Genomic DNA, 26,555 nt, shown 5'->3' with positions numbered 1-26,555 from the left:
AGGACGCGTTCAGGCGCGAAACCCGACCTTCACCTCATTAACGGGCCAGTTCGTCGTTTCCGTCGGCGGCCCAGAATGGAGCACGCAGATGAACCGCCTCACCAAGGCCGCTGTTGTCGCTATCGCCCTGTCCACCACGGCCGTTCCCCTGCTGGCCGAGGCGCAGAGCCGCGACGATCGTCGGGAATATCGCCAGGACCGCCGCGACGACCGGCGAGACTACCGCTCGGAACGCCGCGACGACCGTCGTGACTGGCGTCAGGGCCGCTACGACAATCGGCAGGATTATCGTCATGACCGTTGGGACGACCGTCGCGACTTCCGCCACGAACGCCGCGATGACCGCTGGGACCGCAACAATCGCAACTGGTGGCGCGGCCGGTCGGACTTCCGGGGCTACAACGGCCCGCGCTCGGGATACTGGTACGCGCCCAGCTACGGCTATTACCGGGTCGAGCCCCGTTATTACGGCTATCGCTGGCGGACGGGCGGCTATCTGCCGTCGCAGTACCGGACCTATTATGTCCGCGACCCGTATTTCTATGGTCTGCGCGAACCGCCTCGCGGCTATCGCTACGTCCACGCCGGCAGCGACATTCTGATGGTCGCGGTCGCCACGGGCCTCATCGCCAGCGTCCTGTCCAACGTCTATTGAGGACGCCAAGCCGTTGAGCCGACAAGCCCCGCGAGGAAATCTCGCGGGGCTTTTGTCTGGGGCGTCCCCCGAACGGCATTCAGCCGGGGTTCATCGACCAAGCGCGATCATCACCTTAAGCCGCTGGAAAACCAGCGTGCAGGAATGAAAAGACCATGAAACGCCTCCTGATGGCTTTCACCGCCGTCGCCGCCCTGGGCGCCCCGCTGGCCGCACCGATACAGGCCCTGGCCCAGGACCGTCAGATTGGCCGCGAACAACGCGACGCCGACCGCCCCCAAAGGCCGCAGATCACGCGGGGAGAGCGTCCCGCGCCGAACCGTCCTTTGCAGTCCCGGCCGGAAGCCCCTGTGCGTCCCGAGCGGCCCCGTCCGGAGCGACCCGGTTTCGGTGAGACACGGCCGGCGCGTCCGGACCGCCCGCAGACAGGGGACGACAGGCCCGATCGTCCGAATTACGGCGGCGCACGGCCGGATCGTCCCGACGTCAGGCCCGGCCGCCCGGAAGGCGCCAACCCCGGTCGGCCGCCTCGTCCCGACCGTCCCGAGGGCGGCTGGACTCGCCCCGACCGCCCCCAGACCGGCGGATCTCGCCCTGACCGCCCGTCAAGCGGCGGCCGACCGGATCGGCCGGGCGACAGTGGCGGGCGGCCCCATCGCCCGGACGGCGGCTGGAACCGGCCGGATCGGCCCGACAATGGTCACACGCGGCCCGGCCAGCCCAACCGGCCCGGCTCGGGCTGGAACCAGAACCGCGACCGGCACGACGAATTCCGCCGTCGCTTCAGCAGTGATCAGTGGCGGCGCGACTTCTATCGCAACCACCGGTCCGACTGGTGGCGGAACGACCGTCGCTTCCATGGCTACAGCGGCGTCCGCATGGGGTTCTATTTCGCACCGGGCTGGGGCTACTACAGCGTGCCCCGCTCCTATTGGGGCCGCGACTGGTCGGCCGGCGACTATCTGCCGGACACCTTCTGGCGTTATCGACTGGACGACTGGCGCACCTATGGTCTCGGCTATCCGCCTGAGGGCGCGCGCTGGGTTCTGGTCGACAATACGATCTATCTGATCGACGAGCGTGACGGCTACATCATCGACGTGATCCGCGACGCCTGGCGTTGGTAGTCTCGACGAAGAAGGCCCGGAGATCGCTCTCCGGGCCTTCTGACTAGAATGGGTCGCTCAAGCAGAGAGCGGCCGCGCCGCGAGCGTTAGCGACCAGCCGGGGGTTTGGGGGCCGCAGCCCCCAAAAATCAAAGACCCAGCTTGGCCTTCAGGATGTCGTTGACCGCGGCCGGATTGGCCTTGCCGCCCGTCGCCTTCATGACCTGACCGACGAACCAGCCCAGGGCCTGGGGCTTCTCGGCGACGGCGGCCGCCTTGTCCGGATTGGCGGCGATGATGTCGTCGATAGCCTTCTCGATGGCGCCGGTGTCGGTGACCTGCTTCAGGCCGTGTTTCTCGACCACCTCGGCCGGCGAGCCCTCGCCGTTCCAGACTAGGTCAAAAACTTGCTTGGCGATCTTGGACGAGATGACGTTCGTCTCGATCAACTCGACCAGCTGGGCCACATGGGCGGCCGGCAGCGGGTTCTCGCTGAAGTCCTTGCCGTCGGCGGCCAGACGCGCCGAGACCTCGTTGGTGACCCAGTTGGACACCAGCTTGGCGTCGCGCCCCTTCGCGGCGGCCTCGAAATAGTCCGCCTTGGCCTGTTCCGAGATCAGGACGATGGCGTCGTACTGGGACAGGCCGTACTCGCTCATCAGCCGCTTGCGCTTCTCGTCCGGCAGCTCAGGCAGGGACGCCTTGATCTCGGCGATCCAGGCCTCTTCCAGGTCCAGCGGCAGAAGGTCCGGATCGGGGAAGTAGCGATAGTCCTGGGCCTCTTCCTTGGACCGCATCGAGCGCGTTTCGCCCGCCGTCGGATCATACAGGCGCGTCTCCTGAGTGATCGAACCGCCGTCCTCGAGGATCTCGATCTGGCGGCGCGCCTCGTACTGGATGGCCTGGGAGATGAAGCGGAACGAGTTGACGTTCTTGATCTCGCAGCGCGTGCCGAGGAAGCTGAAATCGCCGCTGGCCTTGAACTTCTCGTAGTTGCCGGCGCGGCAGACGGACACGTTCACGTCGGCGCGCAGATTGCCCTTCTCCATGTCGCCGTCGCAGGTGCCCAGGTAGATCAGGATGGTCCGGATCTTCTTCACATAGGCGACCGCCTCTTCCGGCGTGCGCAGGTCGGGGCGCGAGACGATCTCCATCAGGGCCGTGCCGGCCCGGTTCAGATCGACATAGCTCTCGGTCGGCGACAGGTCGTGGATCAGCTTGCCCGCATCCTGTTCCAGGTGCAGCCGCTCGATGCCGACGTTGAAGAAGCTGCCGTCCTCGGCCTCCACCTCGACCACGCCTTCGCCGACGATCGGATAATAGAGCTGGCTGATCTGATAGCCGGTCGGCAGGTCCGGGTAGAAGTAGTTCTTGCGGTCGAACTGGCTGCGCTTGTTGATCTGCGCGCGCAGGCCCAGGCCGGTCCGAACGGCCTGTTCGACGCAGTGCTTGTTCAGGGTCGGCAGCATGCCGGGGAAGCCGGCGTCCACCAGGGACACCTGTTCGTTCGGCCCCGCGCCGAAGCCGACGGCGGCGCCGGAGAAGAGTTTGGCCTTGGAGGCCACCTGGGCGTGGATCTCCAGCCCCATGACGATTTCCCAATCGCCGGTGCGGCCCTTGATCGTTTTCGAGTTCGTAGCGGTCTCAGTCATGCAGGACTTCTAAGTCGGCTACGGCCTCCGGGGAAGTCGATTCCGGCACTCTCCGGCGAAACAGTCGCCAGAAAAACCAGTTGGGTACAGCGCCAAGGCAAACTGCAACAAGACCAAAGATCATCAGCATTCCTGCCGTCACTTTGGCGCTCCACGTGTCGGGCTCGACCGGGAACAGGGCATCGGCGTTATTCAAGTCAGATAGAACCCAAATACCGAGGCCCACCCACGCCACGCCCAATAGAATAAGAAGCCAGCCGAGCGCCGCGAGCGCCCCCAGAGGGGCAAAAACGGTCATCACTCGTCCTGCCGACGGGAAACGGGTCCCGGCGCCCAAAGCGCGGCTATTCAGCTTCAGGCGCCAGCCAACAAGCAGAGCCATAAGGGCGGCTCCAAGAGCGAGTCGCCATTCTGGTTGATACTGTCCGTCCTCACTGACTGTCACGAAAGACACCGCCAATGCCGCAAGGCACAGGGGCAACACGACCCAATAGATGATCACGACAAAACGGCGGAACGGTCGGGTCAGCTTAGCCATGCGTTCATCATCGTTGGACAGGCCGATAAGGTAAAGGTCGGGGACAACTGTCTTGAGGGTGTCGCGAAATCGCGCTCAACATCGGTCGCCTCAATGGAGAATCCCATGTCCAAGACCCTGTTCGCCGCTGCTGCGGCGTCCCTGCTTCTGGTCGGCGCCGCCTCGGCCCAGACCGCGCCGGCTCCGGCCCCCGAACACGCCTCTGACCACGCGCATGACGAACATCATGCCCAGCATCCGACCATCGAAAGCCCGATCGAGGCCCTCCTGGCCGATCCCGCGACCAAGGCCGTGGTGGAGAAACACCTGCCCGGCATGGACAAGCATCCCGCCTATGGCCAGTTCAAGGCCATGAGCCTGCGCCAGGTCGCGCCCTACTCCCAGGGCCACATCACCGACGAGAAGATCGCGGCGATCGACGCCGATCTGAAGGCGCTGCCGGCGGCCTGATTTTCACCTCTCCCGGAGGGAGAGGGAGGGGCCCGCGCCGCAGGCGTGGGAGGGTGAGGGACAGACGTCGGCCGTCAATAGCATGATCTTCCCTCACCCAAGCGTTTCGGCCACCTTCTCCTTTCAGGAGATTGGGCCGCAACCATGACGAGACAAGAGCGAACAAATCGGGCGCGGACGCTCAGGCAGGCTTCCGGTCTGGCGGAACGACGCACCTGGTCCCTCTTGCGCGGCGGGCGGTGCGACGGGTTCAAGTTCCGTCGGCAGCATCCGATTGATCGCTACTATGCGGACTTCGCCTGCGAGGCGCTGAGGCTGGTCATCGAACTGGATGGCGGGGTCCATGAGCGCGACGAGGTGGTGCTGAACGACCATTATCGCCAACTGGACATCGAAGCGCTGGGGTGGGTCGTCATCAGGTTCACCAATGCTCAGGCCCTGGGGGAGCCGCATCAGATCACCGATGCGGTCCGCGATCATGCGAGACGGGTGAGGTCGGTCCCTCACCCTCCCACTCAACTGCGTTGAGCGGGCCCCTCCCTCTCCCTCCGGGAGAGGGGAAGATCAGTTCACCACCACTGCCCCGGCTTGGCCGTGAAGCCTGCGGCGCGTTCCAGCGCGGCCCCGACCTGGAAGACCGTCGCCTCATCCAGGGCCTTGCCGATGACCTGGAGACCCAGCGGGAGGCCGCCGGAATCGACGCCGGCGGGGACCGAGATGCCCGGCAGGCCGGCCAGGTTGGTCGTGACCGTGAAGACGTCGTTCAGATACATGGTCAGCGGGTCGATCTGCTTGTCGCCGATGGCGAAGGCGGCCGATGGCGTCGAGGGGGTCAGGATGGCGTCGACCTGGCCCCAGACATTGTCGAAGTCCTCGGCGATGCGGCGACGGACCTTCAGGGCGCGGACGTAATAGGCGTCGTAGAAGCCGGCCGACAGCACATAGGCGCCGATGGTCAGGCGACGCTGGACCTCCTTGCCGAAGCCCTCGGCGCGCGAGGTGGCGTAGAGGTCGTCCAGCGAGCTGAACTGATCCGCCCGGTGCCCGAACCGCATCCCGTCGTAACGGGCCAGGTTGGACGAGGCCTCGGCCGGCGCCACGATATAATAGGTCGGCAGGGCGTACTTCGTGTGCGGCAGGCTAATCTCGACGATCTCACAGCCCGCATCCTTCAGCCAGGCCACGCCCTGGTCCCACAGGGCCTGGATCTCGGCGGGCATGCCGTCCACGACATATTCGCGCGGTACGCCGATGCGCAGCCCCTTGACCGACTTGCCGACCGAAGCGGTCCAGTCGGGGGTCGGGACGTCAAGGCTGGTCGAATCCTTGACGTCGAACGAGCACATGGATTGCAGCAGCAGGGCCGCATCCTCGACCGTCTTGGTGATCGGGCCGGCCTGGTCCAGCGATGAGGCGAAGGCCACCATGCCGAACCGGCTGGCGCGGCCATAGGTGGGCTTGATCCCGACCGTGCCGGTGAAGGCGGCGGGCTGGCGGATCGAGCCGCCGGTGTCGGAGGCGGTCGCGGCCAGGCACAGGTCGGCGGCGACGGCCGAGGCCGAACCGCCCGAAGACCCGCCCGGCGTCAGATCGGCGTTCGAGCCGGTGGACTTCCACGGGTTCTTGACCGGACCGAAGGCCGAGGTCTCGTTGGACGAGCCCATGGCGAACTCGTCCATGTTCAGCTTGCCCAGCATGACCGCCCCGTCGCGCCACAGATTGGCGGTGACGGTCGATTCATACGGCGGGACGAAGCCGCGCAGCATGTTGGAGCCAGCCGTGGTCTGGACCCCCTCGGTGCAGAACAGGTCCTTGATGCCCAGCGGCGCGCCTTCCAGCGCCCCGCCCTCGCCCGAGGCGATGCGGGCGTCGGAGGTGCGGGCCATGTCCATGGCCTTGTCCGCCGTCACCTCGACATAGGCGTTCAGGGTCGGGTTGGCGGCCTCGATCTTGGTCAGGAAGGCCCGGGTGATCTCGGCCGAGGAAAAGTCCTTGGCCTTCAGGCCGTCGACGGCGCCCTTCAGGGTCAGTTTGGTCAGATCGCTCATGACTATTCGACCACCTTGGGCACGACAAAGAAGCCGTCGGCCGACTTCGGGGCGTTGGACAGGACGGCGTCGATCTTGCCGCCGTCGGTGACCACGTCTTCGCGCAGGCGCAGGGGCTGGGCGACGTTCGAGGTCATGGGCTCGACGCCGTCGACATCGACCTCGTTCAACTGTTCGATCCACTGCAGGATGCCGTTCAGCTCCTGGGCCAGCGGCTCCAGCCGATCCTCGGGGGTCTTAATGCGGGCGAGATGCGCAACCTTGCGCACCGTCGCAGCGTCGATGGCCATGCGGCCCTCCAATGCACGTCGATAATGGGGTCTAGGGGGTCGGATTAGCGGCACAGGCGGGGATTCACAAGAACATCGCCCCGCTGGCGACCGGGAGGCCGGGCGATGTCCGGAAGGGGGTTCGTAAAAACAGGGTGACAAACCGCCAAACCGCCAAAAATCCACTGCATCGCGCCCCTCCGGCATTTCGGAGGGCATTATAATCCTGGGCGAGACGCCGATGGTTCGAAGGGGTGGAACGGACCGCAAACCCTTGCGTCGCCGCAGAAGGGTGTGGTGCACAAATAAATCTCGACCGCCTTGTGGCGCGCTTCCCATACGGAGGGGCCAGTCGAGCGGGATGTCGCATTCACGTGCATCAACCGCCAATCTTGCGGTCCAATTGACGCCGCAATCACAATCTTTGCTTTAGCTCCCACACGCCAAGGATGACGTCATGCTGCTCGCCGCAATCGCCGCCGTCATATTGCAGTCCACGCCGACGCCCGATCCCTGCGCCTACGACAAGGAGGCCATGCTGGCCCTATCACCGGAGGCGTTCGATCAGGACATGGATGGGGGCTGGCGACCGCTGGCGGCGCTCAAGGAATGTCGCGAGACGGCGGCTGATCTGTTGGCGGCTTATCGCGAAGCACACTGGGGTGACCTGACCCAGAGCGAGCTTCACACCAACTATTGGCACGAGGGACAGGTGCGGGCCTCGCTTGGCCAGATTCGGCCTGCGGTGCGCCTGCTGATGGCCGGTGTGAATCCGGCGTTTCAGACGGACGGATTTCATGACTATGCGCTGGGAACCGTCGCTTTTCTGAACCGTGATCGCGCCGGCCTGGAGGCCGCGCGAGCACGTTTGGCCGCCACGCCGCCGCCGCCCGACTTCGAAGTATCGGCTCGCGCGTTCGGAGAGAAGTACGGTCTGACGTTGAAATGGCCCATGAATCTGGACGTCCTGGATGGCCTGATCGCCTGTTTCGACAAGCCTTACGACGAAGCCTACAGCCGCGACTGCCGGCCCTGACGCTGTTTCCATAAGCCTCCGCCTTTGACTTCCCTGCGCGCCGGTCCTAACCGCAGGCCGTGCCCGTTCTCGACCTCCTTGACCTGCCCGCCGCCTGCCCGCCCGACACGCCGTGGATGGGGCTGGATCTGGGCGAGAAGACCATTGGGGTGGCGGTGTCGGACGCCACGCGCCTGATCGCCTCGCCGCTGGAGCTGATCCGCAAGTCCAAGTTCACGCTGGAGGCCGAGCAGCTGTTCAAGCTGATGGCGCATCGCAAGGTCTCGGCCCTGGTGATCGGCCTGCCCGCCAATATGGACGGAACCGAGGGGCCGCGCGCCCAGTCGTGCCGCGCCTTCGCCCGCAATCTGGAGCGGCTGCGGCCGGTCAACATCGCCTTCTGGGACGAGCGGCTGTCCACCAGCGCGGTCGAGCGGTTCCTGATCGAGGACCTGGACCTGAACCGCAAGCGCCGGGCGCAGGTCGTGGACCGCACCGCCGCCGCCTGGATCTTGCAGGGCGCGCTGGATCGGGTGCGGGATCAGGCGACCTGGGTTTGACGGGGCTGATCGCCGGCGTCCTGCCGGTCTTTCTGATGATCGCCCTGGGCTATGGGCTGCGAAAATCCGGCTTCCTGCCCGATGAGGCGTGGCGGCCGATCGAGAAACTGTCGATCAACATCTTCTATCCGAGCTTCCTGATCCCGGCGATCTGGCATGCCGATCTGTCGGGCGGCGGGGCGACGGTGGCGGGGGCGGCGGCGGTGGGGGCGACCCTGATCGTGGCGGCGGCGACGTTCGCGGCGCGGCCGCTGATCCCGCTGGACGGGCCGGCCTATACCAGCGTGTTCCAGGGGGTGATCCGCTGGAACAGTTTCGTCTTCGTGCCGGTGATCCAGTCGGTCTATGGCTCGAAGGGCACGGCCATGGCGGCGGTCGCCATCGCCTTCATCATTCCGGTGACCAACATCACCTGTGTGGCGGTGCTGGCCAAATGGGGGTCGTTGCGGCGCGAGCCCTCCGCCCTGGGCCTGGCCAGGTCGATGATCGCCAATCCGATCCTGCTGGCCTGTCTGATCGGTCTGGCGCTGAACCTGCTGCGCGTCCCCCTGATCCCAGGCCTGTCGGACGCGATGGACCTGCTGGGCGCGGCCGCCCTGCCTCTGGGCCTGATCGTCGCCGGGGCGGGGCTTTCGTTCGCCGAGGTCAAGCGCCGCCAGGGAACCATCGCCGCCGTGACCCTGGTCAAGCTGGGGGTCATGCCGCCGCTGATGTGGTTCATCGCCTGGGCGCTGGGCGGCGACAATCTGGCCCAGGGGATCGCCCTGATCTGCGGGGCCGCGCCGGGATCGGCCGCCTCCTACATACTGGCGCGCCAGATGGGCGGGGACGCGCCCCTGATCGCGGGGGTCATCGCCCTGACCACCGTCGGCAGCGCCGTGGTCATTCCGGTGCTGCTGGCCCTGTTCCACTTCGCCTGATTTGGGCGCTGACTGGCGCTCCACACTGGCGTTTGCGCCGACTCCCGCCTATAGGCGCGTCTCGATGACCCAGCCCCACGACGTCACCGACCAGACCATTCGCGAACGGCTGGTTCCGTTCCCCAAGGCCCATTTTCTGGCCGCCTCGGATCTGAACCCCTTCGTCACGCCGCAGCTGCTGGACCTCGGCGACGCCTTCGTGGATTTCAATCGCCAGTCGTCCAAGGCCTTGGACCTGCTGCACGGCCGCACGGTGGTGAACCTGTTCTTCGAGAACTCGACCCGCACCTCCTCCTCGTTCGAGATCGCCGCCAAGCGGCTGGGCGCAGACGTCGTCACCATGCCGGTGGCCTCTTCGTCGGTGAAGAAGGGCGAGACCCTGATCGATACGGCGGTGACGCTGAATGCGATGAAGCCGGACATTCTGGTGATCCGCCACTCGGCCTCGGGCGCGGCGGAGCTGCTGAGCCAGAAGGTCGGCTGCGCCGTCGTCAACGCCGGGGACGGCCGCCACGAACACCCGACCCAGGCCCTGCTGGACCTGCTGTCGATGCGCCGGGCTTTCGGCGATGTGACCAGCCTGACCGTCGCCATCTGCGGCGACATCACCCACAGCCGGGTGGCGCGGTCGAACGTGGCGATGTTGCAGATGATGGGCGCGCGGGTGCGTCTGGTCGGGCCGCCGACCCTGGTGCCCGGCGACGCCGACCGTTGGGGCTGCGAGGTCTTCCACGACATGCGCGAGGGGCTGCAAGGCTGCGACGTGGTCATGATGCTGCGGCTGCAGCTGGAGCGGATGGCCGGCGCCCTGGTGCCCTCGACCCGCGAATATTTCCGCTTCTGGGGCCTGGACCGCGAGAAGCTGGCCTGGGCCAAGCCGGGCGCCCGGGTCATGCACCCCGGGCCGATGAACCGGGGCGTCGAGATCGATTCCGACGTGGCCGACGACCTGGACGTCTCCCTGATCCAGGATCAGGTCGAGATGGGCGTCGCCGCCCGCATGGCCGTACTGGCCTCCCTGTCGGCCCGCTGGGGGGATAAGTGATGACCACCGTCGCCATCCTCAACGCCCGCCTGCTGGACCCCGCCAGCGACTATGACGGTCCTGGCGGCGTCCTGATCGAGAACGGCCGCATCGTGCGCGTCGTTCACGGTGCGGCTCAGATCGATGCCGATCAGGTGATCGACGCCGACGGCCTTTGCCTGGCCCCCGGCCTGATCGACATCCGGGTCAAGACCGGCGAACCGGGGGCTGAACCGAAAGAGACGCTGAAGTCCGCCAGCCTTGCCGCCGCAGCCGGGGGCGTGACCACGATCGTGGTTCAGCCCGACACCGATCCCGCCGTCGATGACCCGGCCATGGTCGACTTCATCCAGCGGCGCGGCGCGGCCCTGAACCTGGTCAATGTGCGGGCGGCCGGCGCCGCGACCAAGGCCCTGGACGGCCAGCGGATGGCCGAGATCGGTCTGATGGACGAGGCCGGCGCCCTGTATTTCACCGACGGCGACAAGGTCATCGTCAACAGCCGCACCCTGCAGCGGGTGATGAGCTACGCCGCCGCCTTCAACGCCCTGATCGCCTGCCGCCCGTCCGACCCCTGGCTGACCGAGGGGGCCGTGGCCGCCTCGGGCGAGCTGGCCACGCGGCTGGGCCTGTCCGGCAGCCCGGCCATCGCCGAGCGGATCGGGCTGGAGCGCGACCTGGCCCTGGTCGAACAGACCGGCGCCCGGTTCCTGGTCGATCAGATCTCGACCGAAGGGGCGCTGGAGACCCTGGCCCGGGCCCGCGCCAAGGGGCTGGAGGTCGCCGTCAGCGTCTCGATCAACCACCTGTGCTTCAACGAGGTGGATATCGGCGACTATCGCACCTTCTACCGGCTGGACCCGCCGCTGCGGTCCGAGGCGGATCGTCAGGCCCTGATCGAGGCGGTGCGCGAGGGCCTGATCGACGTCATCACCTCGGCCCACGCCCCCGCCCCCGCAGAGGACAAGCGCCGTCCCTTCGCCGAGGCCGCGCCCGGCGCCGTGGGTCTGGAGACCCTGCTGCCCGCCGCTCTGACCCTGCACCATGAGGACGGGCTGGACCTGCTGGACGTGCTGCGGCCCCTGACCCAGGGACCGGCGGCGCTGCTGGGCCTCGACGCCGGGGTGCTGGCCGAGGGCGCGCCGGCCGACCTGGTCCTGTTCGACCCCGGCGCGCCGATCATCGTCGATGCGGACAAGCTGCGGTCCAAGTCGAAGAACTCGCCGTTCGACGGGCGACGGCTGCAGGGCAAGGTGATCGGGACCTGGGTGGGCGGCCGGAAAGTCTTCTGACCTTGCTTTCGTCATCCTCCGGCAAGCCGCCTCTTCGCGGCGCAGAACGGGGGACCCAGCGGCGCCGAAGGCGATGCGTCCGCCGCACCGCGTCGAAGTAGTTGGTCCGCGACAGGTTCGCGCTCTCGCGCGCCGCTGGGTCCCCCGGTCGCGTCGCGCCGGAGGATGACGAAAAGTCAGATCACGCCGTCAGCATCCGCTTCACCACCCGTTTGAACGGCGCCGTCGCCTGGCCGGCGCGCAGGGCGGCGCCGCGCGCCAGACGGGCCGGGGGCGTCTCCTGGGTGAACAGGCGGACCAGGGCGTTGGTGCCCTGGTACAGGGGCCAGCTGGCGAGGCGGTGGTCGCGTTCATAGCGGGCCAGCAGGCGTTCCGACCCGATGTCCCCGCCGCGCGCCGACTTCAACACCTTGGCCAGCGTATCCTGTCCGCGCAGACCCAGGTTGAAGCCATGGGCGGTGACCGGGTGCATGCCCACGGCGGCGTCGCCGATCAGGGCGAAACCCTCGCCCGCGAACCGGCGGCTCCAGGTGGTGGCCAGGGGATAGGCGTGGCGGGTTCCGACCAGCTCCAGCCCGGTCAGACGGCCCTTCAGTCGCCGCTCCATCTCGACCGCAAAGGCCTCGGGCGACAGGCGCATCAGGTCGGCGATGGCGGGGGCGGCCAGGGTCAGGACGACCGAGGAGACCCGCTCCTCGACATCCGCAACCGGCAGCAGGGCGACGGTCTGGCGATGGTCGAACCATTCGGTGGCGACATGGCCGTGCGCCTGATCGTGGCGCATCCGGCAGACCATCATCGACCGGCCCAGCCGGTTCATCTCGACCCCGACGCCCAGTTGATCGCGCACGCCGGAGAAGCGGGAATCCGCCGCCACGATCAGCCTGGCCCGGAGCGTCGTCCCGTCGTCCAGCACGACCCGGCCGCGCGGGGCGGCGCCCTGGACAGTACAGCTCGACACCCGCCGTCCGGCCATCAGGGTCACGCCCGGTTGGCCTTCCACGACCTCGAACAGGGCGCGGCGGATCAGGTGGTTGGGGATCAGGACGCCCAGCCGGTCGGCGCCGCCGGCGTCGAAGGTCAGGGCGAAGGGCGAGCCGCCGTCCAGCACCCGCGCCTCGCGCAGGTCCGATATATCCTCGGCCGGGATCCGGTCCCAGGCGTCGAGGGACTTCAACAGGCGGATCGAGTTGTGGGTCAGGGCGATCTCGCGGCCGTCGAAGGCCGGGTCGCGCAGGGCGGCCTGATCCTGGCCCTCGATCAGGGCGATCGTCAGCCCCGCCCCGGCCAGGGACCGGGTGAAGGCCAGGCCTGCGGGTCCAGCCCCGACCACGGCCACATCGAACATCAGATCATCGCGCATGCTGAACTCCTGATCCTCCTCCTGCCCTAGCCGGTTCGTCCGCTCCTTGATCGAGCGCAAATCGTCGCGTCAGCGCGGGCGGCGGCAGGTCGCGGCCTTGGCGACCTCGGCGCCCAGCACCGACTGGACCGCCAGAGGCGTGTCGGTGGCGATGACGGTCACGCCCTGCCGATACAGGTCGCGATATTCCGAGACGTCGCCGTCGGCTGCGTAGCGGTCGTCGCGGCGGCGCCCCTCCGCGCCCAGGGTGCCGAACTGGACCTCGACGCCGGCCTGACGCAGGGCCGACCACAGGGCGGGCCGCTCCTCGCGCGTGCCGGTCCAAGCCAGGATCTGCGACGCGTTCAACCCGTCCAGATTTTCGACGCCGTCCAGACCGGCGGAGATCATCATCTCCGGCGCCAGGGCCGCCACGGCGCGGGCGTCGGCGTCATTATAGGTGATCAGAATGACCCGGTTCTGCGCGCCCGAGCGGCGCACCTGATCGATCACGGCGCGGGCCAGATCGACCGTGGTTCCGCCGTCCGCCGGCTTCAGGTCCAGGCTGGCGATGGCGCCGACGCGCCCGGCGGCGTCCAGAGCCTCGGCCAGGGTCGGGGGCGCGGCCTCGGTCAGGGCTCCGTTCGAGGCTTTCAGACGCGTGGCCTTGACCTGGGCCAGGGTCAGGTCGGCGACCCGGCCCTGGCCGGTCGTGGTCCGATCCATGGTCTCGTCGTGCATCAGGACCAGATGGCCGTCCTTGGTCAGGACCGCGTCCAGTTCGAGGATGGCGCCCGGAATGGCCCGGCCCGTGGCCAGGATGGCGGCGTTGGAATTCTCGGGCTGATCCATGGCCGAGACCGCCCGGTGCGCCGAGATGGCCACGCCGCCGTCGCGGACACAGTCGAAATAGGCGGCCATGGCCGGTGCCCCCGTCGGGGTCGGGCTCGCCGGCGCGGCGCCCACGCAAGCCGAGGTGGAAATCAACAAAATCAGGGCGGCGGCGGTGGGGATTCGGGTCATCAGACTCTCCGGCAGGGCGGGCGGACCTGACCCTGCGGCAATCATTGGGTCAAGAGGTCGGATCGCCCTTGCTCCGCAAGGCGCGCCGACGCATTTTGCCACAGCATTCCGTGGGGAGAGAATCAACGTGCAGGATCTGGCAGGCCCCGCGATCGGGACCTTGGCGCTGGTCGCGCTGGGCGGCTATCTGCTCGGCTCGATTCCGTTCGGCGTCGTGATCACCCGCGCCGCCGGCGCCGGCGACGTGCGCAATATCGGCTCCGGCAATATCGGCGCGACCAATGTGCTGCGAACGGGCCGCAAGGACCTGGCCCTGGCCACACTGCTGCTGGACGCCGGCAAGGGCGCCGTCGCCCTGTTGATCGCGCGGGCGCTGTTCGACAGCGAGGTCGCGGGCGCCATCGCCGGCGGCGCGGCCTTCCTGGGCCACCTGTTTCCCGTCTGGCTGAAGTTCAAGGGCGGCAAGGGGGTGGCGACCTTCTACGGCCTGCTGCTGGCCGCCGCCTGGCCGCTGGGGCTGATGGCCGGAGCGGTCTGGCTGATCAGCGCCTTCGTCTTCCGCTATTCGTCGCTGGCGGCCCTGATCTCGTCGGCGACCGCGCCCCTGCTGGCCCTGCTGCCGCTGGCCGCCGTCGGCCTGCCGGTGGGCATGCCGATCCTGTGCCTGACCGTCTTCGCCGCCGTGCTGATCTGGGTCCGCCACCACCAGAACATCGCCCGGCTGCTGAAGGGCGAGGAACCGCGTATCGGGGCCAAGAAGGCGTGACCCTGTCGGCGGACGAACGGTTCGCCCGGCTGCGGCTCGCCCGCACCGACCGCATCGGTCCCGTCGCCTTTTCCCAGCTGCTGGGCCGCTACGGCTCGGCCGTTCGCGTGCTAGAGGTCCTGCCCGATCTGGTCCGCAATTCCGGTGCTGCCTCCATTCCCCCGCCCGTCGCCAAGATCGAGCGCGAACTGACCGATGGTGAGCGGGTCGGCGCCCGCCTGCTGGTGCTGGGCGATCCCGACTATCCCGAGATGCTGGCGGCGCTGGATCCGCCCCCGCCGATCCTGTGGACCCGGGGTCGGGTCGAACTGATGAACGCGCCCTGCGTCGCCATCGTCGGCGCGCGCATCGCCTCGGCCGGCGGACAGCGGATCGCGCGCGGCCTGGCGCTGCAACTGGGCCAGGCGGGGCATGTGGTCGTCTCGGGCATGGCGCGCGGCATCGACGCCGCCGCCCATGAAGGCGCCCTGGCGACAGGGACCGTCGCGGTCCTGGGCGGCGGGGTGGACGACGTCTATCCGCCCGAACACGCCGATCTTTACGCGCGGCTGATCGACCAGGGCTGCGTCGTGTCGGAAAGCCCCGTCGGCGCGCGGGCCCAGGCGCGGGACTTCCCCCGCCGCAACCGCATCATCTCGGGCCTGTCGCGCGGCGTCGTGGTGGTCGAGGCCGAGATCAGGTCCGGCTCGCTGATCACCGCCCGGCTGGCGGCGGAACAGGGGCGCGACGTCTTCGCCGTGCCGGGCTCGCCGCTGGACCCGCGCGCCAAGGGCCCCAACGAACTGCTGCGTCAGGGGGCCATCCTCTGCGAGGGGATCGAGGATATCGAGCGCGCCTTCAACACCCTGCGCACCCTGCGCGCGCCGCCGTCGGATCCCATGGACTATGGCGAGGTGGACGACGCCTTCCTGGACCGGGTCGCCGCCCTGCTGTCCCCCACCCCGACGCCGCGCGACGAGATCGCCCGCGCCCTGAACGCCCCCATGGGCCAGGTCGCCGCCGCCCTGCTGGAACTGAGCCTGGCGGGCCGTGCGGAGCTGCTGCCGGGCGGTCTCGCGTCCATATAGTGAAGTCTCTTCCGGATTCGTCTTCGATCCGTGATAGTCACCCGATATTCCGCAAGTTTACGGGCGTCCGGCGGCCGGTGCATTGACACATGGCTCCGCTCCAACCACGTTCGCGCCCCTTCCCGAGACCGAACACGCATGAACCTCGTTATCGTCGAGAGCCCCGCAAAGGCCAAGACCATCAATAAATACCTCGGCTCCGGCTATGAGGTTCTGGCGTCCTACGGCCACGTCCGCGACCTGCCGTCGAAGGATGGATCGGTCCTGCCCGACGACGACTTCTCCATGCACTGGGAGGCCGACGCCAAGGGAGCCAAACGCCTGTCCGAAATCGCCGAGGCCGCTAAGCGCGCCGACCGCGTCATCCTCGCGACCGACCCCGACCGCGAAGGGGAAGCCATCAGCTGGCACGTGCTCGAGGTGCTGAACAAGAAGAAGGCGCTGAAGGACACGCACGTCGAACGCGTCACCTTCAACGCCATCACCAAGTCCGCCGTCCTGGACGCCATGGCCGCGCCGCGCCAGATCGACATGGAGCTGGTGAACGCCTATCTGGCCCGCCGGGCGCTGGACTATCTGGTCGGTTTCACCCTGTCGCCGGTCCTGTGGCGCAAGCTGCCGGGCGCGCGCTCGGCCGGGCGGGTCCAATCCGTCGCCCTGCGCATCGTCGTCGATCGCGAGATGGAGATCGAGAAGTTCAAGGCGCAGGAATACTGGTCCATCGAGGCCGACCTGAACGCCGACAGCCCGCCCTTCACCGCCCGTCTGGTCAAGCACGCCGGCAAGCGGGTCCAGCGACTGGACATCAAGGACGAGGCGACCGCCGCCGCTGCGCGCGCGGCCATCGACGCCGGCGACTTCACCATCAACTCGGTCGAGAAGAAGCCCGTCCGCCGCAATCCGGCCCCGCCCTTCACCACCTCAACCCTGCAACAGGAGGCGTCGCGCAAACTGGGCTTCAGCGCCCAGCGCACCATGCAGGCGGCGCAGAAACTATATGAGGGCGTCGACGAGACCGGCGGCCTGATCACCTATATGCGGACCGACGGCGTGCAGACCACGCCCGAGGGCATCGCCCAGGCGCGCGAGGTCATCGGCAAGGAGTTCGGCCCGGCCTTCGTTCCGCAAGAGCCGCGCTATTACAAGACCAAGGCCAAGAATGCTCAGGAAGCGCACGAAGCGATCCGGCCGACCAACATCGCCCGTCATCCGGACAGCCTGCGCCTCGAATCCGATCTTCAGCGTCTGTACGAGCTGATCTGGAAGCGGATGGTCGCCTCGCAGATGGAAGCGGCCCGGATGGACCGCACCACGGTCGATATCGAGACCTCGGACGGCCTGACCGGCCTGCGCGCCACCGGCCAGGTGGTGACCTTCGACGGCTTCCTGGCCGTCTATGAGGAAGGCCGCGACGAGAAGCAGAAGGGCGCAGAGGGGGATGATGAAGGCGACGACACCAGCCGCCTGCCCGCGCTGAAGGAAGGCGCCAAGGCCAAGGTCGACGCCATTCGCACCGACCAGCATTTCACCGAACCGCCCCCGCGCTATTCGGAAGCCACCCTGGTCAAGAAGCTGGAAGAGCTGGGCATCGGCCGGCCGTCGACCTACGCCTCAACCCTGTCGACCCTGCGCGACCGGGAATATGTCCGCGTCGACAAGAACCGCTTCTATCCCGAGGACAAGGGGCGGCTGGTCACGGCCTTCCTGGAGCAATTCTTCCGGAAATGGGTCGAATACGACTTCACCGCCGCGCTGGAGACGCGTCTGGACGAGGTGTCCGCTGGTCAACTGGACTGGAAGGTGCTGCTGCGTGAGTTCTGGTCGGACTTCCACGCCGCGACCCAGGCCGCCGGCGAACTGCGCACCACGGCTATTCTGGACGCGCTGAACGAGTCGCTGGGCGCCCACATCTTCCCGGCCAAGGAAGACGGGTCCGACCCGCGCGAATGCCCGCTGTGCCACCAGGGCCAGCTCAGCCTGAAGACCAGCCGGTTCGGCGCCTTCATCGGCTGCGAACGGTACCCTGACTGCAAATACACCCGTCCTGTCGCCAGCCCTTCGGCTGAAGACGGATCGGCGGAAAGCGGCGATCGCGAACTGGGCATGGATCCCGAGACCGGCCAGCCGGTGCAGCTGAAGATCGGGCGTTTCGGCCCCTATGTCGAAATCACGCCGCCCGAGGGCGACAAGCCCAAACGCTCGTCCCTGCCCAAGGGCTGGTCGCCGGCATCGCTGACGCTGGACCAGGCGCTGCGCCTCTTGGCCCTGCCGCGCGAGGTCGGGGTTCACCCCGAGGACGGCAAGATGATCACGGCGGGCCTGGGCCGTTACGGGCCCTTCGTCCTGCACGCCGGCACCTATGCGAACGTCTCGGACATCGACGAGGTGTTCGAGGTCGGCCTGAACCGCGCCGTCGCCCTGCTGGCCGAGAAGCGCGCCGGCCGTCCCGGTCGCGGCGCCGCCACCGCCCCGCTGAAGGACCTGGGCGCCCACCCGGAGACGGGCGAGCCGATCCACGTCATGGCCGGCCGCTTCGGCCCCTATGTCAAGTCGGGCAAGATCAACGCCACCCTGCCCAAGGGCACGGCGCCCGAAGACCTGACGGTTGAAGACGCCCTGCCCCTGCTGGCCGCCAAGGCCGGCGCGGCGCCGAAGAAGAAGGCTCCGGCGGCCAAGAAGGCGACTGCGCCCAAGAAGGCTGCGGCTGCGAAGAAGCCCGCCGCCAAGAAGGCGCCGGCGAAGAAAACCAAGGCCAAGACGGAAGACTGACCTCACCTCCCCGTTCGCGAAGGCGAACGGGGAGGACAGATCGCGTAGCGATCAGGAGGGGGCGACTCCGAAGTCGGTGATGACCGCGCCAGCTTCTGACACCGTGTCGCCCCCTCCTGGCGTCCGCTGACGCTCCCGCCTGTCCACCCCGCGCGCCTTCGCGCGCAGGGAGGTGTATACTCAGCGCATCTCCACCCGCCGCGCGCCCAAGGGGATCGCCAGCTCGTCGCCGGACCATTGCGCGGCCCGCCCGTCGATGCGGATCCACTCGGGCCGCCCCGCGCCCGCCGGCCATTGCAGCACATAGCCCCCCGGCGGCGTCGCGCCCTGGCCAAGGGTCAGCACATAGGCCGCCCCCTGTTTGCGATAGGCGTAGGTCAGCGCCCCATAGGCGGTACGCAGATCCTTCACCCCCACGCCCTCCTTCGTATCCAGCCAGGCCTCCGGCACGCCCGCCGCCAGCACCAGGGCGTGGTCGCGGTCCCGTTCGTAGGCGAACAGGTCGAGGGCCGAGCGGATATAGTCGGAGCTGATCCAGGCGTGCGGCATGTCGCCGATGAAGCGGGGCTCGCGCTTGTCGCGTCCCACCACCTCGGCCCAGCCGTTCCAGGCCTCGGGCCGGCGGTCGGCCATCAGGAAGTCCAGCACCGCCAGGGCGCGGTCCTTCTGGCCCAGTCGAACATAGGCGCCGACCAGCCGCCATTCGTAGGGGGTGTAGTCCTTCCACGCGGTGCGATTGGTCAGACGGTTCTGGAAGTTTTGCCAATAACGGTCAAAGGTTCGCGCCAGCAGTTCCGGCGGAAGATTATCCTGCTCGCCCGCCGGCGAAAGGGCGATGGTGGTCGAGGTGGCGTCGAAATCGCCGCGGTCGGCGGCGCCGGCGATCCAGTCGATGTCGTGGTACTGGACCGTCGCGACGATGGAGGCGCGAATGTCGGCGGCGAACTGATCCCGCGCGGCGGCGTAGCGGGCGGCGGCCTCGGCGTCGCCCAGGGTCTGGGCGATGAAGACCGCGTCCTTGTAGCCCAAGAGGCCCCAGAAATCGTCCCAATAGGAATAGGCCGCCTTGTCCGAATAGCCCTCGTGGCTGATCGTCGGCGGCAGCAGGCCGTACAGATGGCGCTGGTCGGGGGTCTGGAACTCAGGCGTGCGGGTGGAGGCGCGCAGCTCGTCCATGTAGGCGATCGCCTTCTGAACCTGGGGCCAGACCTGGCGCAGCAGGGCCTCGTCGCCGGTGTAGCGGTATGTCTCGGCGGCCAGGAAGACGAACTCGCCGTGGCTGTCGTTCTCGGGCACGGGATCGGCGCCCCGCGCATCGACGCAGCAAGGGACCTTGCCGTTGTCGAATACATAGGGGGCGTACCAGCGCAGATAGTCGGCCGAATGCTCGGCCATGCCCAGCCGGTTCAGCCCCTCGGCCATCATGGCGCCGTCGCGGATCCAGGAGCGGTTGTAGCTGCGGGTGCCGGGCTGGAGGATCGGCCCCTGGCGCGACATCAGCATATGGGCGAGCGACGACTTCAACGCGTCCTCGATCCGCTGGGCGGCGGGCGGCAGGGTCAGGTCAACCCGGTCCAGCTTCTCGCGCCATTCGGCAGCCAGCGCCTGCTCGGCCTGATCCAGCGCGGCGACGCCCTGCCCGGCCTGCGGCGTCTCGCCCGCCAGCGGCGACAAGAAGCCGAAGGTGCGTGTCTCGCCGGGCTGGAGCATCACCTCATACAGCAGGGCGCCGGCCGGCAGATCCGTGGGGTCGGAGACCATGACCGGTTCGCCGGCGGGCCGTCGCGCCGACGGTAGAATCAATGATTGAGGATCTGCCCCTGCATCGAAGCTCGAAGCCGCCACGGCGTCCGGCGCAGTCAGGGCGTGGACCCGGACGTCGTCGTTCAGCGTCAGGCTCGCGCCGTCCCAGGCGATCCGCTCCACGGGCGCCACGCCGCCCGGAATGGCCAGGAACTGCACGGGTCCATTCACCTGGAACGGTCGCGCCGTCAGGGCCAGGGTCAGGCGACGCGGCCGGTTCGAGGTGTTGGTCAGGTCATAGCGGCCCCACAGCCGCGCCTGGTCGGGCGCACCATCGGCGAAGCTGGTGATCTTCAGCGTCCAGTCGTGGGCGGTCCAGGTCACGGACGGTATGGGCAGGTCGCCGTCCTTCAGGCCCTGGTCGATATCGACGTCGGCCCAGGTGATCAGCCGCCCGTTGTCGACGACGAAAGGTTCGATGCTGGGGCCGGCGCGGCGCAGTTCGACGGCGCCGTCCTCGCCGATCAGGCCGCTCTCGCCGCCGCCGTCCACGCCGACCAGGGTCCAGTAGGGCTGTTCCCCGAAAAAGCCGCGTGGATAGAGGCCGCGCCGGTTCTCCCTGGCCACCGCCTCGACGAAGGCCGTGGCGTCCTCGCCGAAGGCCAGGGGCTCGACCTCGATCTCGTTCAGCGCATAGGCGGTCGCCTGCCCCGCGCCCAGCCGCTGACCGGCGCCGGACGAGCCGACCACGTCCGACGCGGGGACCGGCTTCAGCGGCTCCAGCCGCAGCCAGCGGGCGGTCGCCTCCGGCGTGCGCAGCCAGTCGACGCCGCCGTTCCCGCCCGTGACCGTCGCCAGCTCGCGCCAGTCCCGTCCGTCCGTCGAGGCGGAAATCCGATAGTCCGCCGCCGCCCCCCGCTCGCCCCAGCGCAGGGTCAGGCCGCCGAACTCGCGCTCGTATCCCAGGTCGAGGGTCAGGGCCGACAGTTCGCCCACCGGCGGGGTCCAGGCCGTCTTCGGGTCCAGATCGACACCGTTGGCGGCGGTCGTCTGTGGCCGGCCGTCGGCGGCGATCGGCTGGGGCGGCACGGCGGGATCAACCGGAAGGGCGCGCAGGCTCAGTTGGTCGATCTCGACGGCGCCCTTGCCGCCCTCGGCCGCCACCACGACGAACTCGACCCGTTCGGCGCGGCGCAGCACCGTCTCCGGGCTGGGGCCCCAGGCCTTGGACACCTGGCGGCGTTTGATCACGAACTTCGTCCAGCCGTCGGGGAAGTCGTAGCGGGCCGTCTGTTTCCACCAGACGTTCTCGGCTGAGGCGTCGGTCAGCTTGACCTCGAAGGTGTTGACCGGCCCGGCGCCGCGCACCCAGAAGCTGATCTCGTAATTGTCGGGCAGGTCGAACGGCAGGGGCCGGCTGAGCACCGCATAGCCGGCCTTGCCGTCGAAGTCGTAGTCGAGCCGCACGGCGCGGCCGTCATGCCCGGCGACGGCGGAGACGGCGGCGTGGACGTCGGTGGAGGCGCTGGCCTGCCACCGCGACGCGTCGTCCATGCTGTCGAGGACGCCTGTGTCCTGCGCGACGGCGGGGGCGGCCATGAGGGCGGCGCTGAGCGCGAGGGCAGAGGTCAGGATACGCATTCGGATTACTCCAATTTCCTCTGTTGCCGTCATCCTCGGGCTTGTCCCGAGGATCCATACGCCCGGTGTCGAAGGCGTGCGTCCCGTCCTCGACGGAGTCTATGGATCCTAGGCACAAGGCCCAGGATGACGGCAGTAGAGGGCTACAAGGATCACCCCTTCACGCTGCCCGCGAGCATGCCGCGGATGTAGTAGCGTTGCAGGGCGAGGAAGAGGATCAGGACGGGCGCGACTGTGACGACAGCGCCGGCCATCATCAGTTCGATGTCCTGCACATGCTCGCGCGACAGGGCGGCCAGCGCCACCGGCAGTGTATAGTTCGACTGGTCCGTCAGGATGATCAGCGGCCACAGGAAGTCGTTCCAGCTGCCCAGGAAGACGAACAGGCCCAGGGTGACGATGATCGGCTGCAGCGTCGGCAGGACGATGCGGCGGAAGATCTGGCCTTCGTTCGCGCCGTCGATGCGGGCCGCCTCCAGCATTTCGTCGGGAATGCTCAGCGCATACTGGCGCACCAGGAACAGGCCGAAGATCGAGGCCAGCCAGGGCACCAGCGCCCCGGCATAGGTGTTCACCAGTCCCATCCCCTTCAGCATCAGGAACAGCGGCAGGGTGCCGATCTGGGCCGGCACCACCAGGGCGGCGACCAGGAACTGGAACAGCCGCTCGCGCCCGGTGAACTTCAGCTTGGCGAAGGCGTAGCCGGCCGGGACGGTGAAGCTGAGAGCCAGGATGGTGGCCAGGGTCGCCAGGGCGAAACTATTCCACAGATAGCGGCCCATGCCCTGGTTCAGGAACAGGTCCTGATAGTGCTCCAGCGTCCAGCGCGACGGGACCAGGGGCGGCGGGAAGGTGGCCGCCTCGCCGGTCGGCATGAAGCTGACCGACGCCATCCAGACCAAGGGAAACAGGACGATGAGGGCGATCAGGGCGACGGCGAGGTTGAGCAGGATGGATCGGATCTTCACTGGTACGCCCCCACCCGTTTGGCCACGGCCAGCTGCACCAGGGTGATGGCCAGGATGCACAGGAACAGGACGAAGGCGACCGCGCTGGCGGAGCCCAGGTTCCACCATTTGAAGCCTTCCTCGTACATGAAATACAGCACCGTCACCGTGCTCTGGGCCGGGCCGCCTTGCGTCATCACATAGGGTTCGGCGAACAGCTGGAAGAAGCTGGCGACCGAGATGATCGAGACCAGCAACATCGTCGGCGCGATGGCCGGCAGTGTGACATGGCGGAACTGCTTCCACGGCCCGGCGCCGTCGATGCGGGCGGCCTCGTACAGATCGTCCGGCACGGTCTGAAGCACCGCCAGGAAGATCAGCATATTGTAGCCGAAGATCTTCCAGACCACGAACATCAGGATGGCGGGGATCGAGGTCGAGGGCTGGCCCAGCCAGTCGACGGCCGGCAGACCGATGCTCTCAAGCCCCCAGTTGATGACGCCGTAGCGGGTGTGCAGCAGATAGCGCCAGACCACGGCGGTGGCGACCAGGGTGGTGACATAGGGGGCGAAGAACATGACCCGCCAGATCGGCCGCCACTTCACCACCCGTGCGTTCAGGATCACCGCCGCCGCCAGCGAGGCCGCAATGGACAGGGGCACGCCCAGGACCGCGAAGGTCAGGGTGTTCTTCATCGCGCCCCAGAACAGCGGATTGGTCATCAGCCGCTCGTAGTTCTGCAGGCCGACGAAGCGCAGATTGTCGAGGTTCGCCAGGGCGTAGATGTCGAAGTCGGTCAGGCTGAGCAGCAGGGCCGCGATCACTGGAAGGGCGAAGAACAGGCCGATGGCGATCATGGCCGGGGCGACGAAGCCCCAGGCCGCCCGTTCCCGCGCGCCGCGTCCGCGCGACGGTTTCACTCGGGCCAATGTCGGATCGGCGACGGTCATACGGCCCTGCCCTGCTCCATCATCCAGCGGCGTTTCTCCAGCAGCCGGTCGGCGCGGCGGTCGATCTCGGCCGCAGCGGTTTCGGGCGTATATTCGCCGCGCACCATCCGTTCGGCGACGATCTGCATCTCAGTCACGATCCGTTCCCATTCCGGAACCTTGGGCACGGCCTTGGCGCGTTCCAGCTGAGCCCGGAAGGGCGCCAGCATGGGGTCGCGCTCCACCTGGGCGATGTCCCAGGCGCTTTTCCGCGCCGGCAGATCGCCGACGATGGTGTTGAACCGGGCCTGGACGGCCGGCTCGGACAGATAGCGGACCAGGGCCCAGGCCGCCTCCTGATGCGGCGAGGACTTGAACACCGCCAGGCTGGACCCGCCCGGCGCCGAGGCGCCCAGGCCGTTCGGTCCCGGCACGCCGGCCGTGGCCCAGCTGGACTGAAACGACGCCGGCAAGCGGCTGCGGAAATCGCCCACGCTCCACGGGCCGGAGAAGTAGAAGCTGAAATAGCCGCGCGCGAACTCGGTCCAGACGTTGGAGATCTGCGCCGCCGAAGCCAGGGGCGCCAGGCCCTCGGCGAACAGGCTGCGATAGAAGGCCAGGGCCGAGATGAAGCCGGGGTTGGAGAAGTTGCCGCGCGTATTCCTGTCCCGCAGCAAGGGCTCCTCGGTCTGAAGGCCGAAGGTCAGAAGCTGCTCGAACTCGTTCAACGGCAGCAGGATGGCGTAGTCAGCGCCCCCCGCCGCGCGCTTGATCCCGTGCATGGCCCGCTTCCACTCGGCCCAGTCCCGGGGCGGGGCGCCGAAGCCGGCGCGGGCCAGAAGGTCGGTGCGATAAAACAACAGACGCGTATCGACGTACCAGGGCGTGGTCATGGCCCGGCCGGCCACCTCGTTGGTCTCCAGCACCGCCTCGAACTGATCGGTCAGCAGGTCGGCGGCGGCCGGCGGAGTCGGCGACAGGGCGCCGATGGCGGTCAGTTCCGACACCCAGGTGTTGCCGATCTGGCTGACGTCCGGCAGGGAGTCGCCGGCGTAGGCGGTCAGCAGTTTCTCGTGCGCCGCCGTCCAAGGCAGGGGCTGGACCGCGACGCGGACGCCGGGGTTGCGGCGCTCGAACTCGGGCATCAGCTGGCCCACCGTGCCGCCCTCATTGCCCATGGCCCAGAAGCGCAGCACGGTTTCGCCCTCGCGACGCGGCGTGCAGGCCGCCGCCGCCCCGCCCGCCAGCAGCGCCAGGGCGCCCCGCCTGTGCGGGCCAGAGGTCATGCGTTCAGCCAGCCGCCGGTGAAGCCCGCCGTCTCCAGGGCCTTACGGATGTGCGGCTCGCCGCGCATGTAGCGCCAGATGAAGTCGGAGCGATGGTTCTCGGTCATGCCGACGATGGGCCCCTGGTCGATGCCCAGATAGTCGTCGGCGACCCAGCCCACCCCGTCAATGATCTTGCCGTGCTGCAAGGGCCCGTCGCGCTGGGTCAGGGTCGGGTTGAAGCTGTCGAGGAAGCCCCACTCGGTATAGATCCCCGCGCCGAACCGGCTCTTCATCGCCTTGATGCAGGGCACGACGATCTCGGGCGCGAAGGCGATGGAGCTGGCCGCCGCCGTGGGGGCGATGGTGCCGTCGTCCCGATCGCCTGGACCGCGCGCCGAATAGCTGAAGAACTCGCGCTCGACCCCGTTGATGGTCTGTTTGAAATCGCCCGGCCCGTCGCAGGCCGTCAGACCCCAGGTCTCGGACGAATAGCCGGCCCACTGGCCCGGATTGTCGTGGCCGTATTTCTGCTGGGCGTAGACGGCGCGGCGGCTGTTTTCGAAATAGTCCAGATACTCGCCCATCTGGGCCGACTGGCCCCGCATCCAGGCGTCCTGGATGCCGCGGAAGTCGACGTACATATGACTGTACTGGTGGCCGAAGATCGGCGCGAAATTCAGGTGCCAGCTGCCCCAGCGGTCGGTCCAGCTCTGGTCATAGCTGGCGGCCCATTCGTGCCAGACATTGACCGAGACCGGATGGGTCGGGCTGCCGATGGCCAGCAGCAGCAGCAGCATCCCCTCGTTATAGACATGCCAGTCGGACGGGATGAAGCCGCTCTCCGGATGCCAGCCCATGGTGATCCGGTTGTCGCGCACGACGGCCCAGTCCCATTCGATCCGCTCGTACAGGGCCTGGACCCGGCTGCGGATCTCGACCTCGTCCGGATGGTCGCCGTCGAAATAGCGGGCGGCGAACAACATGCCGGCGATCAGCAGGGCCGTGTCCACGGTCGACAGCTCGTTGGTCCGGTAGCGAAGCCCGGTCTCCATATCGAGGAAATGATAGAAGAAGCCCTTGTGCCCCGCCGTGCCGGTCGGCTCCGGTCCCTGGGGCAGGCTGTAGAAATAGCGGACGGTGGTCAGGGTGCGTTCGCGCGCCTCGTCCCGGCTCATCCAGCGGCGCTCGACGCCGATGGGCCAGCAGGTCAGGGCGAAACCGACCGCGGCGATGGAGCAGAAGGACGGCGTGGGCCAGCGATCGGGCGTCAGGCCGGTGCGCCGATCCGTGACCTTCTCGAACCAGCGGAAGGTGCGTTCCTGAAGCTCGTTGATCTCGCGGTCCAGCCGCAGGGGTCGGCGTTCGATCCCGTTGACTGCGCCCGTGACCGCCTGCTGCGCCGCCGCCTGGCCTGCGACCATGCCGCCGACCGCCAGGGCCGCAGCCCCGGCCGTGGTTCGCATCAGGAAGTTTCGGCGGTTCATGGGCACGCTCACTGGGTCTGTATCAAGAAGAAGGCCGCCTCCCGCGC

23 protein-coding genes are annotated in these 26,555 nt (G+C 68.0%); 12 read left to right on the top strand and 11 right to left on the bottom strand.

Annotated elements, in window-relative coordinates:
- Positions 1-88: 88 nt before the first annotated feature.
- Entirely contained in the window at positions 89-655 is a 567-nt protein-coding gene (locus tag ACW18C_RS07085) for an RcnB family protein (RefSeq protein ID WP_492073700.1), read from the top strand.
- 155 nt (positions 656-810) lie between these two features.
- Positions 811-1,782 (top strand): RcnB family protein, encoded by a 972-nt coding sequence (locus ACW18C_RS07080; RefSeq protein ID WP_492073698.1) that lies wholly within the window; start codon positions 811-813, stop codon positions 1,780-1,782.
- Between the two features lie 128 nt (positions 1,783-1,910).
- Here ACW18C_RS07080 and gatB read toward each other — a convergent pair whose 3' ends face one another.
- Both gatB and ACW18C_RS07070 read right to left on the bottom strand, forming a co-directional pair.
- Positions 1,911-3,413 (bottom strand): Asp-tRNA(Asn)/Glu-tRNA(Gln) amidotransferase subunit GatB, encoded by a 1,503-nt coding sequence (gene gatB / locus ACW18C_RS07075; RefSeq protein ID WP_492073697.1) that lies wholly within the window; start codon positions 3,411-3,413, stop codon positions 1,911-1,913.
- On the bottom strand, positions 3,406-3,951 hold the full coding sequence (locus tag ACW18C_RS07070) for a hypothetical protein (protein ID WP_492073695.1): 546 nt from the start codon (positions 3,949-3,951) through the stop codon (positions 3,406-3,408). Before ACW18C_RS07070 ends, gatB begins: the two co-directional genes overlap by 8 nt.
- Before the next feature lie 105 nt (positions 3,952-4,056).
- Here ACW18C_RS07070 and ACW18C_RS07065 point away from each other — a divergent pair, with 105 nt between their 5' ends.
- On the top strand, positions 4,057-4,401 hold the full coding sequence (locus ACW18C_RS07065) for a hypothetical protein (RefSeq protein ID WP_492073692.1): 345 nt from the start codon (positions 4,057-4,059) through the stop codon (positions 4,399-4,401).
- A gap of 144 nt (positions 4,402-4,545) precedes the next feature.
- Positions 4,546-4,929, top strand: coding sequence for an endonuclease domain-containing protein (locus ACW18C_RS07060; RefSeq protein ID WP_492073690.1), 384 nt, complete (start codon positions 4,546-4,548; stop codon positions 4,927-4,929).
- Between the two features lie 41 nt (positions 4,930-4,970).
- Here the strand turns inward: ACW18C_RS07060 and gatA are convergent, their stop codons facing one another.
- Entirely contained in the window at positions 4,971-6,449 is a 1,479-nt protein-coding gene (gene gatA, locus ACW18C_RS07055) for an Asp-tRNA(Asn)/Glu-tRNA(Gln) amidotransferase subunit GatA (RefSeq protein WP_492073688.1), read from the bottom strand.
- A gap of 2 nt (positions 6,450-6,451) precedes the next feature.
- The gene (gene gatC / locus ACW18C_RS07050) at positions 6,452-6,739 is read right to left on the bottom strand and encodes an Asp-tRNA(Asn)/Glu-tRNA(Gln) amidotransferase subunit GatC (protein WP_008261275.1); all 288 of its coding nucleotides are present in this window, start codon (positions 6,737-6,739) and stop codon (positions 6,452-6,454) included.
- Between the two features lie 436 nt (positions 6,740-7,175).
- Between gatC and ACW18C_RS07045 the strand changes: the two genes are divergently transcribed.
- The 5 genes from ACW18C_RS07045 (at position 7,176) to pyrC (ending at position 11,529) form a co-directional block, all read left to right on the top strand.
- The gene (locus ACW18C_RS07045) at positions 7,176-7,754 is read left to right on the top strand and encodes a hypothetical protein (protein ID WP_492073685.1); all 579 of its coding nucleotides are present in this window, start codon (positions 7,176-7,178) and stop codon (positions 7,752-7,754) included.
- A gap of 59 nt (positions 7,755-7,813) precedes the next feature.
- Positions 7,814-8,293, top strand: a complete 480-nt coding sequence (ruvX, locus tag ACW18C_RS07040; protein WP_183195670.1) for a Holliday junction resolvase RuvX — start codon at positions 7,814-7,816, stop codon at positions 8,291-8,293.
- On the top strand, positions 8,290-9,213 hold the full coding sequence (locus tag ACW18C_RS07035; protein ID WP_492073683.1) for an AEC family transporter: 924 nt from the start codon (positions 8,290-8,292) through the stop codon (positions 9,211-9,213). The genes ruvX and ACW18C_RS07035 overlap by 4 nt, the downstream gene beginning before the upstream one ends.
- Positions 9,214-9,277: 64 nt before the next feature.
- Complete coding sequence (locus tag ACW18C_RS07030; protein ID WP_492073681.1) at positions 9,278-10,258, top strand: aspartate carbamoyltransferase catalytic subunit; 981 nt, start codon at positions 9,278-9,280, stop codon at positions 10,256-10,258.
- A complete protein-coding gene (pyrC, locus tag ACW18C_RS07025; RefSeq protein WP_492073679.1) occupies positions 10,258-11,529 on the top strand; it encodes a dihydroorotase in 1,272 nt (423 codons plus the stop codon). Before ACW18C_RS07030 ends, pyrC begins: the two co-directional genes overlap by 1 nt.
- A 181-nt stretch (positions 11,530-11,710) precedes the next feature.
- Here pyrC and ubiM read toward each other — a convergent pair whose 3' ends face one another.
- Complete coding sequence (gene ubiM / locus ACW18C_RS07020) at positions 11,711-12,892, bottom strand: 5-demethoxyubiquinol-8 5-hydroxylase UbiM (RefSeq protein WP_492073678.1); 1,182 nt, start codon at positions 12,890-12,892, stop codon at positions 11,711-11,713.
- 69 nt (positions 12,893-12,961) lie between these two features.
- A complete protein-coding gene (locus ACW18C_RS07015; protein WP_492073676.1) occupies positions 12,962-13,894 on the bottom strand; it encodes a glycerophosphodiester phosphodiesterase family protein in 933 nt (310 codons plus the stop codon).
- Between the two features lie 127 nt (positions 13,895-14,021).
- On the opposite strand from ACW18C_RS07015, the gene plsY reads away from it, so the two are divergent.
- The 3 genes from plsY to topA all read left to right on the top strand — a co-directional run bounded on the left by plsY (position 14,022) and on the right by topA (position 18,496).
- On the top strand, positions 14,022-14,660 hold the full coding sequence (gene plsY, locus ACW18C_RS07010) for a glycerol-3-phosphate 1-O-acyltransferase PlsY (RefSeq protein ID WP_035308749.1): 639 nt from the start codon (positions 14,022-14,024) through the stop codon (positions 14,658-14,660).
- The gene (gene dprA, locus ACW18C_RS07005; protein ID WP_492073674.1) at positions 14,657-15,727 is read left to right on the top strand and encodes a DNA-processing protein DprA; all 1,071 of its coding nucleotides are present in this window, start codon (positions 14,657-14,659) and stop codon (positions 15,725-15,727) included. The genes plsY and dprA overlap by 4 nt, the downstream gene beginning before the upstream one ends.
- A gap of 138 nt (positions 15,728-15,865) precedes the next feature.
- Positions 15,866-18,496, top strand: a complete 2,631-nt coding sequence (gene topA, locus ACW18C_RS07000; RefSeq protein ID WP_492073672.1) for a type I DNA topoisomerase — start codon at positions 15,866-15,868, stop codon at positions 18,494-18,496.
- 180 nt (positions 18,497-18,676) lie between these two features.
- Here topA and ACW18C_RS06995 read toward each other — a convergent pair whose 3' ends face one another.
- The 5 genes from ACW18C_RS06995 to ACW18C_RS06975 all read right to left on the bottom strand — a co-directional run bounded on the left by ACW18C_RS06995 (position 18,677) and on the right by ACW18C_RS06975 (position 26,508).
- On the bottom strand, positions 18,677-21,880 hold the full coding sequence (locus tag ACW18C_RS06995) for a discoidin domain-containing protein (RefSeq protein WP_492073670.1): 3,204 nt from the start codon (positions 21,878-21,880) through the stop codon (positions 18,677-18,679).
- A 152-nt stretch (positions 21,881-22,032) separates the two neighbouring features.
- Positions 22,033-22,848, bottom strand: coding sequence for a carbohydrate ABC transporter permease (locus ACW18C_RS06990; protein WP_476694196.1), 816 nt, complete (start codon positions 22,846-22,848; stop codon positions 22,033-22,035).
- Positions 22,845-23,777 carry a carbohydrate ABC transporter permease gene (locus ACW18C_RS06985; protein ID WP_492073667.1) on the bottom strand — a complete coding sequence of 311 codons (933 nt, stop codon included), beginning with the start codon at positions 23,775-23,777 and terminating at the stop codon, positions 22,845-22,847. The genes ACW18C_RS06990 and ACW18C_RS06985 overlap by 4 nt, the downstream gene beginning before the upstream one ends.
- The gene (locus tag ACW18C_RS06980; protein WP_492073665.1) at positions 23,774-25,042 is read right to left on the bottom strand and encodes a sugar ABC transporter substrate-binding protein; all 1,269 of its coding nucleotides are present in this window, start codon (positions 25,040-25,042) and stop codon (positions 23,774-23,776) included. The genes ACW18C_RS06985 and ACW18C_RS06980 overlap by 4 nt, the downstream gene beginning before the upstream one ends.
- The gene (locus tag ACW18C_RS06975) at positions 25,039-26,508 is read right to left on the bottom strand and encodes a glucoamylase family protein (RefSeq protein WP_492073663.1); all 1,470 of its coding nucleotides are present in this window, start codon (positions 26,506-26,508) and stop codon (positions 25,039-25,041) included. The genes ACW18C_RS06980 and ACW18C_RS06975 overlap by 4 nt, the downstream gene beginning before the upstream one ends.
- Between the last annotated feature and the right edge of the window lie 47 nt (positions 26,509-26,555).

The organism is Brevundimonas sp. FV1ye7S, assembly GCF_058680995.1.
This window is presented reverse-complemented; position numbering and strand designations above follow the sequence as displayed.